This window comes from Microcoleus sp. bin48.metabat.b7b8b9.023 (genome assembly GCF_013299185.1).
Lineage (GTDB): Bacteria > Cyanobacteriota > Cyanobacteriia > Cyanobacteriales > Microcoleaceae > Microcoleus.
The window spans coordinates 97,083-111,771 of the sequence record NZ_JAAFKG010000017.1; the positions used below are offsets into that span (position 1 = coordinate 97,083).

The 14,689-nt window shown below is 42.3% G+C and carries 9 protein-coding genes; 6 read left to right on the forward strand and 3 right to left on the reverse strand.

Annotation, left to right across the window (positions count from 1 at the left end; translation table 11 throughout):
• Window positions 1-169: 169 nt before the first annotated feature.
• The 3 genes from QZW82_RS12530 to QZW82_RS12540 all read left to right on the forward strand — a co-directional run bounded on the left by QZW82_RS12530 (window position 170) and on the right by QZW82_RS12540 (window position 3,634).
• Window positions 170-1,315 (forward strand): citrate synthase, encoded by a 1,146-nt coding sequence (locus QZW82_RS12530; protein ID WP_293148541.1) that lies wholly within the window; start codon window positions 170-172, stop codon window positions 1,313-1,315.
• 352 nt (window positions 1,316-1,667) lie between these two features.
• Window positions 1,668-2,966 (forward strand): AAA family ATPase, encoded by a 1,299-nt coding sequence (locus QZW82_RS12535; RefSeq protein ID WP_293148543.1) that lies wholly within the window; start codon window positions 1,668-1,670, stop codon window positions 2,964-2,966.
• Complete coding sequence (locus QZW82_RS12540; protein WP_293148545.1) at window positions 2,963-3,634, forward strand: retron system putative HNH endonuclease; 672 nt, start codon at window positions 2,963-2,965, stop codon at window positions 3,632-3,634. Before QZW82_RS12535 ends, QZW82_RS12540 begins: the two co-directional genes overlap by 4 nt.
• Before the next feature lie 645 nt (window positions 3,635-4,279).
• On the opposite strand, the gene QZW82_RS12545 is transcribed toward QZW82_RS12540, so the two are convergent.
• From QZW82_RS12545 to QZW82_RS12555, 3 genes are all read right to left on the reverse strand, one after another.
• The gene (locus QZW82_RS12545; protein WP_293148547.1) at window positions 4,280-6,394 is read right to left on the reverse strand and encodes a TIGR00300 family protein; all 2,115 of its coding nucleotides are present in this window, start codon (window positions 6,392-6,394) and stop codon (window positions 4,280-4,282) included.
• Between the two features lie 281 nt (window positions 6,395-6,675).
• Window positions 6,676-9,834, reverse strand: coding sequence for a PAS domain-containing protein (locus tag QZW82_RS12550; RefSeq protein WP_293148549.1), 3,159 nt, complete (start codon window positions 9,832-9,834; stop codon window positions 6,676-6,678).
• A gap of 1,119 nt (window positions 9,835-10,953) precedes the next feature.
• Window positions 10,954-11,892 (reverse strand): glycosyltransferase, encoded by a 939-nt coding sequence (locus QZW82_RS12555; protein ID WP_293148551.1) that lies wholly within the window; start codon window positions 11,890-11,892, stop codon window positions 10,954-10,956.
• Between the two features lie 329 nt (window positions 11,893-12,221).
• On the opposite strand from QZW82_RS12555, the gene QZW82_RS12560 reads away from it, so the two are divergent.
• The 3 genes from QZW82_RS12560 to QZW82_RS12570 all read left to right on the forward strand — a co-directional run bounded on the left by QZW82_RS12560 (window position 12,222) and on the right by QZW82_RS12570 (window position 14,636).
• Window positions 12,222-13,424 carry an argininosuccinate synthase gene (locus QZW82_RS12560; RefSeq protein WP_293148553.1) on the forward strand — a complete coding sequence of 401 codons (1,203 nt, stop codon included), beginning with the start codon at window positions 12,222-12,224 and terminating at the stop codon, window positions 13,422-13,424.
• Window positions 13,425-13,579: 155 nt separating this feature from the next.
• Window positions 13,580-14,266, forward strand: a complete 687-nt coding sequence (locus QZW82_RS12565) for a Uma2 family endonuclease (RefSeq protein ID WP_293148555.1) — start codon at window positions 13,580-13,582, stop codon at window positions 14,264-14,266.
• Window positions 14,267-14,324: 58 nt separating this feature from the next.
• Entirely contained in the window at window positions 14,325-14,636 is a 312-nt protein-coding gene (locus tag QZW82_RS12570; RefSeq protein ID WP_293148557.1) for a Uma2 family endonuclease, read from the forward strand.
• Window positions 14,637-14,689: the final 53 nt, after the last annotated feature.

The following is a 14,689-nucleotide window of genomic DNA, read 5'->3' on the forward strand; positions in this document are numbered from 1 at the left end:
GGGGCGAAAATATCTAGCGGTGCGATTGATAACTCCGTTGAAAAATCCCGTTTCTGAGCGGCGGAGTGCCTGAGTCGCGATCGAATTATTCTTGGTCGAGACGGTGACACGATCTTGCTTTCTGCTAATGTAATTTGATTAGATTCAACTCACACAACACGGTATCGCAATGGTCGTCGGCGAATTCAAACCAGGCTTAGAAGGTGTTCCCGCCACCTTGTCCAGTATTAGTTACGTAGATGGACAAAATGGGGTGCTGGAATATCGCGGGATTAGCATCGAGGAACTAGCACTCAAAAGTTCCTTTGTGGAAACGTCATATTTATTAATCTGGGGTGTACTTCCAACAAAGGAAGAACTAGAAGCTTTCGAGCATGAAATTCGCTATCACCGCCGGATCAAATATCGCATCCGCGACATGATGAAATGCTTTCCCGAAAGAGGACATCCCATGGATGCCCTGCAAGCTTCAGCAGCGGCTTTAGGTTTATTTTACTCGCGCCGAGCTCTGGCTAACCCAGCATATATTCGAGAAGCTGTAGTGCGGCTGCTAGCTAAGATTCCCACAATGGTAGCAGCCTTCCAGCAAATGCGGCGGGGTAATGACCCGCTGTTGCCGAGGGACGACTTAAACTACTCAGCTAACTTTCTGTATATGCTCAACGAGCGAGAACCAGATCCGCTGTTGGCTAATATTTTTGATGCTTGTCTGACTCTCCATGCGGAACATACTATCAATGCCTCTACATTTTCGGCAATGGTAACAGCTTCGACGCTAACAGATCCTTACGGGGTGATTGCTTCAGCAGTTGGCACTTTGGCGGGGCCGCTGCATGGGGGAGCGAATGAAGAAGTGATTGAGATGTTGGAGCAAATTGGTTCTGTAGAAAACGTGCGGCCTTTTGTCGAGAAGTGCGTTGAAAATAAGGACAAAATCATGGGTTTCGGACACCGAGTTTATAAGGTGAAAGATCCGAGAGCAACTATTCTTCAAGGGTTAGCCGAAAAGTTGTTTGACAATTTTGGTCGCGATGATTATTACGACATTGCTGTCAAGTTGGAAGAAGTCGTTGAAGAGAAATTGGCTCACAAAGGAATTTATGCTAATGTAGATTTCTATTCTGGTCTGGTTTACCGGAAAATGGGAATTCCGACGGACTTGTTTACACCAGTTTTTGCGATCGCCCGAGTTGCCGGTTGGCTTGCCCACTGGAAGGAACAGCTAGAGACAAACCGCATTTACCGCCCGACTCAAATCTATACGGGGACTCACGGTGCTCCTTATATTGCGATCGAGGAAAGACTGCCATCTTAACCTCAAAGCTGTAGCCGTAGGGTGCGTGGCCTTGCAAAAATCTGTCAATAAAAATTGACTTTTCGAGTAGCGACGCACCTTACCAAAATTTTGGGTTTGTTTCCTCATCTCTGGAAAAAAACAGGTGCGTCGCCATGAGATTGTCGCTGTTGATGAAGGATTGTCGATGGCGACACACCCTACGGCTTGACTTATTTATCTCAACTCCCGGTAGATACTTGGGACAAACCATTAAAAACGGTGATTACAGAGAACGGATGAGGTAATTATTAAATTATCTAAAGGTGGAAGAATAAGTAACATCTTCTTGGTATTGTAAATTTACAATTATTTTATAATTATAATTATAATTATGCGTATTGAAGAACTACATTTACAAAACTTTCGAGGTTTTCGAGAACTTAAATTAACACTTCCCTCTGATTTGGCTGTGTTCATTGGATCTAACGGTTCAGGTAAATCATCTATTTTAGATAGTATTGCTATACTTTTATCTCAATTTGTATCTGCATTTAGACGAAAAGATTCACAAGGATTCAAAGGAAAAGGATTAAGGGATGATGATATTAATATCAACTCAGATATGACCTTCAATAATATTTGTGTTGTTATTGACTCCAATAATACGCTATCATGGAATATCATACGTTTTAAATACGGAGAACATTCAAATAACACAGAAGCAATTAAAGAGTATGCTGTTCAGATTCTTCAAGACCTTGAAGATAAACCTGATTTAAGTATACCAATATTTGTTTATTATCAAACTCAACGTATAGTAATAAACTCTTCATCTGGCAAATATATAGCCACAAATCAATTTGATGCTTATAGAGCTTCCACAAGTACTATAACTGATTTTAGAGATTTCTTCGAGTGGTTTAAAGAAGAAGAAGAATATGAGAATGAAATTAGATTAAGAGAAAATATTGATTTTAGAAATAATAACCTAGAAATTGTGAGAAAAGCATTAGAAACATTTTTAGAAGGCTTTCCTGATACCGAGTTTTCAGATTTACATATAGTACGTGTAAGTTCTAGTAGAGAAGGTGGTATTCGTCATTTAAGTAAACCTTCATTAGTTATTAAAAAAAATGGTGAAAACTTTAAAATAGATCAACTTTCTGACGGTGAAAAAACTTTACTAATGATAGTAGTTGACATTGCGCGACGGTTAGCAATATTGAATCCTAGTATTACAAATCCTTCAGAATTACTAGAAAAAGGAACAGGAATAATATTAATTGATGAAATAGATTTACACTTACATCCTCAATGGCAAAGAATTGTCATTCCCAGTTTTAGAAAAACCTTCCCAAATTGTCAGTTTATTGTTACAACTCATTCACCCCAAGTCTTGAGTGGAGTCAACCGAGAAAACGTATTTATTTTAGAAGATTCAAAAATACTAGAATTTACACCCCACACTTTTGGGAGAGACAGTAATTCAATTCTGTTTGAAGTTATGGGTGTAGAAAAAAGACCTGTAAAAATGCAGGAAAGAATAGACAAATGTTTTGAAATGATAGATAATGATAACTTAGAGGAAGCTAAACTAGAACTACAAAAGTTATCTGAATTATTGGGAAATAACGATCCAGAATTAGTAAGAGCTTATACACTTATAGATTTTTTAAACAGGGTAGAATGAAACGTATTATCAAAGGTTCTGAACCTCCATGTCTTTTACAATATCGTCAAACAAACGACGCAAAATATGATAATTATCGTCCAAAAGAACCTTTAAAAAAGGCATTATTGGAAGAACAAGGTTATATTTGTTGTTATTGTATGCAACGAATATCTATAGATGATATGGAAATTGAACATAACAAAGCTCAAAACGAGAATTGCTATCCAGAGTTACAACTAGACTACAAAAATTTACTAGCTTCTTGCACTGGTAATAGAGGTAAAGGATTAAAAAATTTTCATTGTAATGCAAGAAAGGGATATTACGAAGGAAAGAATATCAATTATACAATAACTCTTAATCCAGCAGATAGTAATAAAAATTGTGAACATTACATCAAATATAGTTCAACTGGAAAATTATTATCTGCATCTGATGATGAAACTATTAATCGTGAACTAAATGAAATTTTAAATCTGAATCACCAAAATCTTATAGATAATCGTAAAATAGCTTTAGATGTTATTATTCACGTATTAAATAAAAAGTTTTCCAATAAAACTTGGTCAAAGGAAGCTATCAAAAAGAAAGTAGAAGAACTGAGTAGCAAGGATGCAGAAGGCAAGTATAGTCCGTACTGCCAATATATTGCTTGGTATTTAACCAAAAGATTAAATAACCCTTAAACCGTAATTTAAATATTATTAGTGCGATCGCCGATCTTGTAGAGTGTGTTAATGAAATGTAACGCACCTTGTTTGTTTCTCAGCAGCAATTCCAAATTCCAAATCTGCTACTGTTGAAAGCCTTACGCCAAGAAGATTTTTAAATTCTTGATAGTTTGAGCGATCGCTGAAACGGCGCAAAATTATTCTGAATTTATTTTTGCTGAACCTTATCGCTTTTAACAATTTTTTAAAATATGCTAAATATTAGATCGGTCAACGTAGTTTTTGGAGAGGCAGATGATGCAGGCGATGCAGGAAATCGCCCTCTAAAACACATCAAATCATTTGAGAATATTTGTTGTTGGGTGAAATAGCGATCGCCCCTTACAAACTTGAGAAGATGAATGTTGAGGCGATCGCTATTTCATATTTTATGGTGGCTTGCTAGTAGTTGCACTTCTGCTTCTTGTAATTAGAGCATTAAGTTGAGAATGGAACTTTGGCAAACTTTATAAAGCCAAACGGTGCGTCAGAAATATGCTTTCCGTACAACTTGAAAATCTCAAATCTGACGCACCCTACTAGACATCCCAAGAATTGCCTGTCTTGAACAGGCAGGATGCCTGTTCCACAATAATTATGGGAGATGTCTACTAGCTAAATCTAAACAGATTGAGTTACATGATGGCGGCTAGTCAACTTATCCAATTGATTCACCAACAAACTCAGGAACAATCCCACATCGGTGACAACTCCAGTAGATTCGATCGACCCCCGATCGCTCAATTTCGTCACCACAGCCGGATTAATGTCCACACAGACCATCTTTACACCCGCCGGAGTCATATTTCCCACACCAATGGAATGCAGCATAGACGACAGCATTAACACCATATCCGCGCCCCGTAACAGCTCAGTATACTCTTCTTGAGCCTTCACCAAATCCATTTGCGTGTCGGGAAGCGGCCCGTCATCGCGGATCGAACCAGCCAGAGAATACGGTATATTGTGCTTCACGCACTCGTACATCACACCGCTAGTAATCACGCCTGCTTCCACGGTTTTAGCAATACTGCCATAACGGCGCACAGTGTTAATCATTTTCAAGTGGTGTCGGTGTCCGCCGCGCACAGCTACGCCACGTTTCATGTCAACTCCCAAAGAAGTTCCCATGCTCGATTGTTCCATGTCGTGAACTGCGATCGCATTTCCACCTAACAATGCTTGCACGTAACCTTCGCGAATCAAATGCGCTAAATGTTCGCCACCGCCGGTGTGGATCACAACAGGCCCCGCCGTCACTACAACTTTACCGCCCCGATCGCGAATTTGGCGCAATTCCCACGCTACTTGTTCCACTACCAATTCTACCCGGCGCTCGCTAGAAACGCTACCGGACATGAAGCTAAATTCTTGAGAATTGCGCTGTTCCCGCGATTCTGTTTTGCGGATAGTGCGGATACCGACGACATCGACAACGACTTTTTCACCTATTTTTAAATCGCGCAACAATTTGCACGTAGCCACCGGGCCTTCTGCGGTTTCAGTAATCGCAACTGCACCATCCATCCGCTGATTTCGTGCTTTCACCCACTGACCGTTTACCCGCACTTCTGTAGGATAAATTGTACTAACGTAAAAGTCGTCTGGGCCGACACCATCTTGCACGACATCTTCTAAAATAGCGTCGCAAATCTCTTGCGGCGGTGGCACTGCACCCAAGTCAATCAGCAATCCCATGATTTCTTCCATCACATCGTGGGAAGGTGCCGAAACTTTCACATCCGCAGATGATGTGCTTTGACGCTGTTCTCCTAAATTGAAATTGAGCACTTGGAAACTGCCGCCGTTTTCGATAATTAAGTCTAAAGCACGACTGATTAAACCAGCATCGAGCAAGTGGCCTGCCATGCGAATGGTGCGGCTTTCTACCATCACGTTTGCCGATCGATCTTCTTGCACAGGTTCATTCACCCGCAGCGTCAAACACTTACAGGCACCGCCCGCTTTCAAAAATTCGCTCATCGGGGTTTCAATGACTTGGAAGCCGGCTTGAGTGATGCGCGTTTTCAAGCCTTCGCTCACCTTGTTCATTACCACAACTTTGTCAATATTGACAGCATTGCAAGCAAAATTAGCGGCATCTGCTTCTTCGATCGCAATCCGTTTTTCCGGCGCTACTCGCATTTCAATTAAGCGGTTCGAGTAAGAGTCAAATGCTGCGGGATAGTAGAGCAAATAGCCGCCTGTGAGCGGACAAAAACAGGTGTCTAGGTGATAGAAACGTTCGTCTACTAAACGCAGCGACAGCACTTCAATATTCAGCCAGTTTGCTAGCAATGGGTGCGAGTCGAGTTCGGAACGGAAGCCGTATCCTGCCCACAACCAGCGTCCTTCGCGATCGAGCAAAGCATCGCCCGCACCCTCAAACGGCAAATCTTTGGGGAGTTCGTGCACGGTGAAACCTTTGCTTTCAAACCATGCTTTAAAATAGGGTTCTTCGCCTTGGCGTTCCTTGTGATAGAAGCGGCTGAGGACAAAAGTATTGCCTAAAAGTAAGCCAGCGTTGGCGGTGAACACCATATCCGGCCAGCCTTTTTCGGGCGGTACCAAGTCTACAACGGCGTTGTCTTTCAACACGTGGTAAAGTTTCTCCCACTGTTCGACGGCGCGATCGCGCGATGATTTGTGGACATTTCCCTCCATCCAAGGGTTAATCACGTAATCTACATCGTAGTGGTCGGGAGCGCACATCAGGAAGCGAATTGAGTCAGTCATAATTCAGTTAAAATGTGGTAGATGCTACAGACTTAAGTTGAGATAGTATGTATTAAATCAACTCTCAAATTCACTCCCAAGAGAAAGAGTGAAACGTCTGGCAGCGAAAAAAGTAGCTTTTAATTATATCACAGTTAGGTTAAAATCAAACTCAACCACAGAGAGTTTGCATGAAATATCGGAGAAAATTTCAGGTTTTGACATTATTTTCGGTCAATTACCTTTCATAAAAGGTTCGTAGTGAGGACTTTAGTCCTTCTTTCTGAGGACTAAAGTCCTCACTACAAACCTATTTTACTTTTGACTTTTTGCGAAATCGGTAGTTCGATCGCAAATTCTGTACCTCGGTCAACTTCTGAATGACACCACAAATTACCGCCGTGGCGGTCTTTCACAATTTGGTAACTAATCGACAATCCCAAACCAGTGCCACTGCCGATCGGCTTTGTACTAAAAAATGGGTCAAACATCCTTGACTGAACCTCGGGACAGATACCGGGCCCGCTGTCAGCAATCCGCACGCACACTTGATTTTCGCTGCTGACTTCCGTAATAATGCGAATCTGACTAACTTTGTCATTACAGGTTGCTGATGACTCTTCCACAGCATCGATCGCATTTGACAGCAAATTCATAAAAACTTGGTTTAATTGCGCCGGATAACACTCGACATTTGGCAGTTTGCCATAATTTTTGACAACTTGAATTTCCCGACCTTCTAGCTGTGACTGCAATCGATGCTGCAAAATCACCAAAGTGCTCTCTATCCCTTCATGAATGTCGGTGACTTTGCGCTCTTTTTCATCGAGTCTCGAAAAGTTTCGCAAGGACAACACGATCTGCTTAATTCTGTTAGCACCTGCTTGCATTGAAGCCAGCACTCTGGGGAAATCCTCAGCGATAAAATCCACTTCTATTTCTGCCAATTCTTCGGCAATTTCTGGCACTGGTTCGGGATAATTTTGCTGGTAAAGCTGGATCAATTTTACCAAATCTTTAGCGTACTGTGCGGCGGGAATAATATTGCCGTAGATGAAGCTGACGGGGTTATTGATTTCATGGGCAACTCCCGCCACCATTTGCCCAATACTTGACATTTTTGCGGCTTGAATCAGTTGTGATTGAGCATTTTTTAAGTATTCCAGAGTTTGTTCTAACTGTTGGGCTTTTTCTCGTTCTCGCTGTTCGCTACTTCGCAAACTTGCTTCGGCTTGTTTGCGATCGCTAATATCGATATGCGTGCCCGTCATCCGCAAAGGATTTCCCGAATCATCACGTTCCATCACCTTAGCTTGAGCCAAAATCCACTTCCATTCGCCGAATTTTGTCAGCATCCGAAATTCTGCTTCGTAGGTCGGTTTTTTGCCTACCACGTGAGCATTTATCGCTGCTGTAGCCAGAGGCAAATCATCTGGATGTACAAGTCTTTCCCAGGCTGCATAACTATTTTCTATTTCCTCTACTTCATATCCCAGCATCGTCTTCCACCGTGAATTAAAATAGACTTCTCCCGTGGCAAGATTCCAATCCCACAATCCCGTCGCACTGGCTTCAAATGCCAGGTAAAAACGTTCTTCGCTAATTTGCAGCGCTGCTTCCGCTTCTTTGCGATCGGTGATATCCATTACTGTTCCAAACAGTTTAATTACTTCTAGGGATTTGTTAAAAATAGCTTCTCCCCTTGTTTCGAGGTATCTGATTTGACCGCTGGGATGCAAAATTCGCAACTCTTTTTTGTAGGAAGTTCCCTGTGAGATACCAAGGCTGACAGTTTGTTGAAACAACTCTCTGTCCTCTGGATGATACATCTGTAAAAGTTCGATATATGTCGGTTCAGGTGCGGCTGAGTCCAGACCAAAAATGCGAAATACTTCTTCCGACCAAATATTTTTATTGGTGACGATATCGAATTCCCAATTGCCGATATGGGCAATTTTCTGGGCTGCTGCTAGACTAGCTTCGCTTTTTTGCAATTTAAGTCGCTGCTCTTTATCTTGTTCCAGAAGATTGGCTTGAGCGATCGCAATTCCCATTTGTGCGGCGACAGCTTTCAATAATCTGATCTCATTTTGCGTCCAGTGGCGGGGGAGATCGTACTGATGCAAGCAAATCATGCCGTTAGCTTTTCCTTGGTAGGAAGTCCGGATGCACATCATCGAATTCAAACCTATTTGACAGCACAAATCTCGGTATTTTTCTAGCAGCGGTTCTGCAAAAACATCGTCAGAAACTACAACTTTGTCTTGGGACAATACAAACTCAGCATGAGGATTGTCTATCAAGGTAATTCCCAAATCTAAAAGCGATTTAATTTCAGATTTTTTGTACTGACCTACACAAGAAAGGCGGGGAATTGGGTCTTCTTTGTAGGTATGAATTGAGCAGTAATCGGCATTAAAAATCCGACCTATTTGGGCAACCGCTGTTTCAAAAACTTGATCCTGCTTTAAACTATAACGAATCTCCAGACTAATTGTTTCTAGCAGAAATCTTTGCTTGATTTGCCGCTCCAAAGCAGCCAAAGCTGTTTTAAGCTCGAATTCTGCTTGTTTGCGATCGCTAATTTCAGTAGCAGTTCCCAGAATTTTCCAAGGTTTGCCCTCCACCGTCCTTGAAAACACCGTATCCCGGCTAAAAAACCAGCGAAATTCACCATTTTTGTGTTCTATTTGGTATTCAAACTCAAAGCTTTCACCATCTTTTGATGTCTGAATCCTCCTCATGTGTTCTGAGAATGCTGGCAAATCGTCAGGGTGTATTAAGTTAGGAAGAAATGCTGCTGGCATTTGCTGTATTTCTTCCAGCGAGTAGCCAAGATCGATATATAGTTCGCGATTGAGATACAGAATTCGCTGTTCTATCACATCGTAAACGTACAAAACATTAGGATTCATTTTAATTACTGCCGACAGCCATTGCTGACTTTCTCGCAGTTGTGCTTCGACCCGCTTGCGTTCTTCTATTTCTGCTTCCAGGCGCGCATTTTGTGCTACTACTTGCCGAGAAAGCCTGCTCAGATGCATTTGACTTTCGACGCGCGCGACCAATTCTTCTATTTGAAATGGTTTAGTAATGTAGTCTATAGCTCCCAGCGAAAAAGCTTTAACTTTATCAAAAGTTTCATTTAAAGAGCTGATAAAAATTACAGGAATATCTTTGGTTTCAGGAGCAGCTTTTAGCTGTTGGCAGACTTGATAGCCATCTAGACCGGGCATCATAATGTCCAGCAAAATTAAATCTGGTGGAGTCGATCGCGCAAACTTAAGGGCTAATTTTCCATCTAGTGTTGGCCGCACTTGATATCCCCGGTCGGACAACAACTTGGATAAAAGACGCAAGCTTTCTGGGTGGTCGTCAACAATTAAAATGTTTTGTTTTAAGCCAGATATTTCAGATTGTTTTGTTGTTATTTTGGCGTATTTTTGGTCAAATTTATTCACGATAACCCCTCAGAGTCTTAGGAATATCTACGCAGCTTTTCTATCTATAGCGTTTACTATTTTGTTTTCATATGATAATTTTGCTGCGTAATATAGTGTGTATTAATCAAATTGTAAGAATCATTAAAGCGCAAGTGCTTATAGGTGGAACTATGAGCTTGCGGCAACAATAAAATTGGGTAGATGTTGATTTATGGCGCGAATTTGAGCAGTATAAGTTTCTATCAGCTCCGCATCCTGTTTGTCAATCGCTGGTCATTCTATTTGAGATTGGAGATTTCGGGGTCAGACGTTCGGCTAGGGCGATCGTCCAACGATTTTAGATTTACAAGGGTAGATGAATCTGGGAGATTGAACTTTTATCTAAAATTTTGGGATGCTCTTCAACAGTTGACAGTTGACAGTTGACAGTTTGAGAGCGACCTCTACCTATAGGTCAGAGGATTGGAGTAATGAATAGTCTGATTTTAATTTCTCCCTCAAAGACTTGGGGCTTTCAACCAATTCTTTCTGGTGACAGAAGAATGTGAGACGGTATCCGTTTTTGGACAGGAGTCATTGAGTGGCTGTATGCGATGCTTTTATTAGCTATGGCAGCATAAATCAGACACACAGCTTCCCTTTTGTGCTATGCCAGTGGCACTGTCCGATCGCCTGCCAACATAACGCACCCCTTAATTTCTATTCAGTCTATCAAAAATGTCTGCATCTTTAATTTTTTGTTTCAGCAAATTATTGCAGGCGATCGAGAAAACAGCCGATATTCCTCAAATAACGCATAAATCCGGCAAATTTCATTAAATATAAAATTCAAACAGTGATTAGAACGCGGTTTCGCTACTATTGGGCTAGTTCCTCAATGTTTGTTTTTAAGTATATCTACCGGCTCTGCACGGCAAGCAAATCGAGCCTGACAACCGGCTACCGTATCTTAAGTTTTGTTGAGGCGTTGGCGCGATCGGGGCGATCGCCTGTACAGCATCTAGATTGTCTGCGATATTAGAGGAGGAGAGGATTTGACGAGTAGGGAATAGGGCCTTGAAATCTACAATTTAAATGCCGTACAGCTTACTCATCAGTCAATATCAATCTAAAATCTAAAATCTAAAATGGCACGATCTATGGCATCTTTGTGGGAGCGTGCAATTCATCGCAAGCAGCATACACGGCTTTGACATTATACCAATTCAGAAAAATTCGAGCAATTTCTAAAGCTAACTGCGACTTACCTCGGTCAATCAACCACTGCAAAAAAGGTTTCATAGTGCGCTCGTTCAGCATCCCGCCCAAAGATAAAACTCCCCACAGTATTTGGTGCAAAACAGTCATTTGAATCATCAGCCGCACTTCCCAACTCGGGTGTTTTTGATAAAACAAAACTCCCATTCTCCCGCGCTGAATTTCCCTGTCAATCATCCCAGGAATTTGGTCTAAACTAAAAGGTGGATGCCAGTGATAGCCGACAGCATCCGGACATTTAATCAATTTTAAATTTAATTTTTTTAACCTAACTCCCAATTCCAAATCTTCCCATCCGTAAAGTTGAAAGCGAGTGTCAAACAGTCCAGCTTCCAGCAGCCAGTGACGGGCGATGGCGACATTTCCCGTAGCAAAATAAGCAGCCGAAAAATCAGTTATTTTGTAAGGTTCCGCAGTGGGATTGTCGAAATTGCAAGTATTAATCACACTGCCGTAAGTAAAAACCGCATCAGTATCTTTGTAAGCCTGTAACAAAGCATCTGCGTGTGCTTGCAAAAAATCCTTTGTGACGACTAAATCGCTATCAATAAAAATAATTGTCTCGCCTTTAGCATCTTCAACGCCCAAATTCCTGGCGGCGGCGGGGCCTTGGTGAGATTGACAGATCGATCGCACGTGCGGCAAAAACTCGGCATCTGCGGCCAACCACTCCAGCGTGCCATCTGTCGAGCCGTCATCGACTACAATTACCTCATAATCTGCGATCGTGCTACCAAACTGCTGGTTTTCCAAAGCCAGTAGACATTTTGCCAAAATCGGTTTACGATTGTACGTCGGAATCACAACACTAAAAAACACGGCTTTTCCCCATCGCCACAGTTACCGTATCCCACGGTAGCAGATTTTTCGCAGCAAGTCCTCATGGGAAATAGCAAAGTTGAGCAAAAAAAGAATATCTAAATCTGTACTATTTCTGACAAGAATTGATCTCAATTAGGTGCATAATAAAAAGTTGGTTAAATTCCAATACGGTTGGGTTAACACTGTTTATGACCCGGAGATCCCCCTAAATCCCCCTTAAGAAGGGGGACTTTGAGAAGAATCTTGTCCCCCCCTTTTTAAGGGGGGCTAGGGGGGATCGGGCTCGGGCCCAACCGTATTAAGTTAAATTCAGGATCTAAATAGCAATGAGTCGCGCTAAAAAAGTTGTGCTAGCATATTCAGGCGGAGTCGATACCTCCGTCTGCATTCCTTACCTCAAAAACGAGTGGGGAGTCGAAGAGGTAATTACTCTGGCGGCGGATTTGGGACAGGGAGACGAATTAGAACCAATCCGCAAAAAAGCTTTAGCATCCGGTGCTTCGGAATCGCTGGTAATCGATGCTACCGAGGAATTTGTCAAAGATTATGCCTTCCCAGCCATTCAAGCTAACGCGCTTTACGAAAACCGCTATCCGCTTTCGACGGCTCTAGCTCGCCCGCTGATTGCTAAACTGTTAGTAGAAGCTGCCGAAAAGTATGGTGCAGATGCGATCGCCCACGGTTGTACTGGTAAGGGAAATGACCAAGTACGGTTCGATGTGTCGATCGGCGCGCTGAATCCCAAGATCAAGATTTTAGCACCAGCGCGGGAATGGAAAATGAGCCGCGAAGAAACAATTGCTTACGGCGAAAGATGCGGCATTCCGTCGCCCGTGAAGAAGTCTTCGCCTTACAGTATCGATCGCAATTTGTTAGGAATGGCGATTGAAGCCGGCATCCTCGAAGATCCTTGGGCTGAACCGCCGGAAGAAGTTTATTTGATGACAAAGGCGATCGAAAACACCCCCGACAAACCCGAATACCTAGAAATTGGTTTTGAGAGCGGAAATCCTGTCAGTTTGAACGGCAAAGAATTATCACCAGTCGCCTTAATTACCCAACTCAACGAAATAGTTGGAAATCACGGCGTCGGACGGATTGACATGATTGAAAACCGCCTAGTTGGGATTAAATCGCGGGAAATTTACGAAACACCAGCAATTTTAGTTTTGATGCACGCCCACCGAGACTTAGAAAGTTTGACTCTGACAGCAGATGTGACTCGATACAAGCGCGGCATCGAAGAAACCTACAGCCAAATGATTTATAACGGTCTTTGGTACAACCCGTTAAAAACTGCTTTAGACGCATTTATTCAGGACACGCAAAAGCGAGTAACTGGAACCGTGCGCCTCAAACTGTTCAAAGGAAATGCCACAATTGTCGGCCGCAAATCCGAGAATTCGCTGTACAGTTTCGACTTAGCAACCTACGGCGCCGAGGATGAATTCGACCACAAAGCCGCCGAAGGATTTGTCTACGTTTGGGGACTGCCAACTCGCGTTTGGTCGGAGAAAAATCGGGGTTAGATATTGGCTGAAAAATCAGCCCACCGAATAGAATTCGGGGAGTTTACGGGCACACAAACAAAGTCCGGATGGTGCGCGGACTAAGAATAAGGTGGGCAATGCCCACCTTATTTGTTAAAGTAGGGATAAAATAGTTGAAAATCTTATAAACTGCCATGACAGCCTCAATTGCGACAGTTATCGAAACGAATATTACAGCAACTTCATCCCACTGGACAACCGCGACTTGGGAAGACTACCTGGCTGTTCGCGACGATCGCAAAAATGATAATATCGGATTGTTCTTTAATTGCGATCGGCTCTTGGTCATCGATATGGGAAAAGAAGGAATCAATCACGCCAGCATCAATAACTTGTTCACCATGTTGTTTGCTTTCTGGTTTAGTCAAGTACCAGGACTGATATTCAGTTCCCTGGGCGGCTGCTTGCTGGAAAAACCGAAAAAGCAAGCTGCTTCGCCAGATTTAATGCTTTATATAGGTAGCGAATACCCAACTTGGCAAAGAGGAGAACGGCGTTACATTAATTTAGAACAGTGGCGAGTACCGGATTTAGTAGGCGAAATTTCTGACACAACTTTAACAATAGATTTAGACGAAAAAAAATATCTCTATGCCGATTTGGGGATTCCTGAATATTGGGTAATTGACGTTAAAGGTTTGCGAGTTTTTGCCTTTCAGTTGCAGTCAAACGGCAAGTATCAGGAATGTGAAACTTCTCTAGCACTGTCAGGGCTGCCAGTTTCTTTATTGAATCAAACTTTGGAACGTTTGAATGAAGAAACAAATGGCAGTGCAGCTATGTGGTTTGCTCAACAGATTGCGACCTTGAAAACAGAGTGAGCGTGGTATAATAAAAGTGGTCGGAATCTACAATTATCAAAAACTCCATATAAAGCCAATGGTTGCAAATCAAAGCCCAAATTACATCTCGCCGGAAGAGTATCTAAAATTAGAAGAACTCAGCCAGATCAAACATGAGTATATTCAGGGCGAAACCTACGCAATGGCAGGTGCTACTGAATCTCATGTGACAATATGTGTCAACTTAGTCAAAACACTAACCGATCATGTCCGGGGCAATGGCTGTAAGCTCTACACTGGAGACATGAAAGCTAGGATTGAATCTAGGAATATTTGTAATTGCTCAACTAGGGGAAAAAATGGAGCCATCAATAGAGAGAGCTTGTTGAATAGATTGATAAGCAGTTAAACCCTGACGCTTGCCAGTATTAACAACCGAACGAACTGCTGCAAACAAATCTC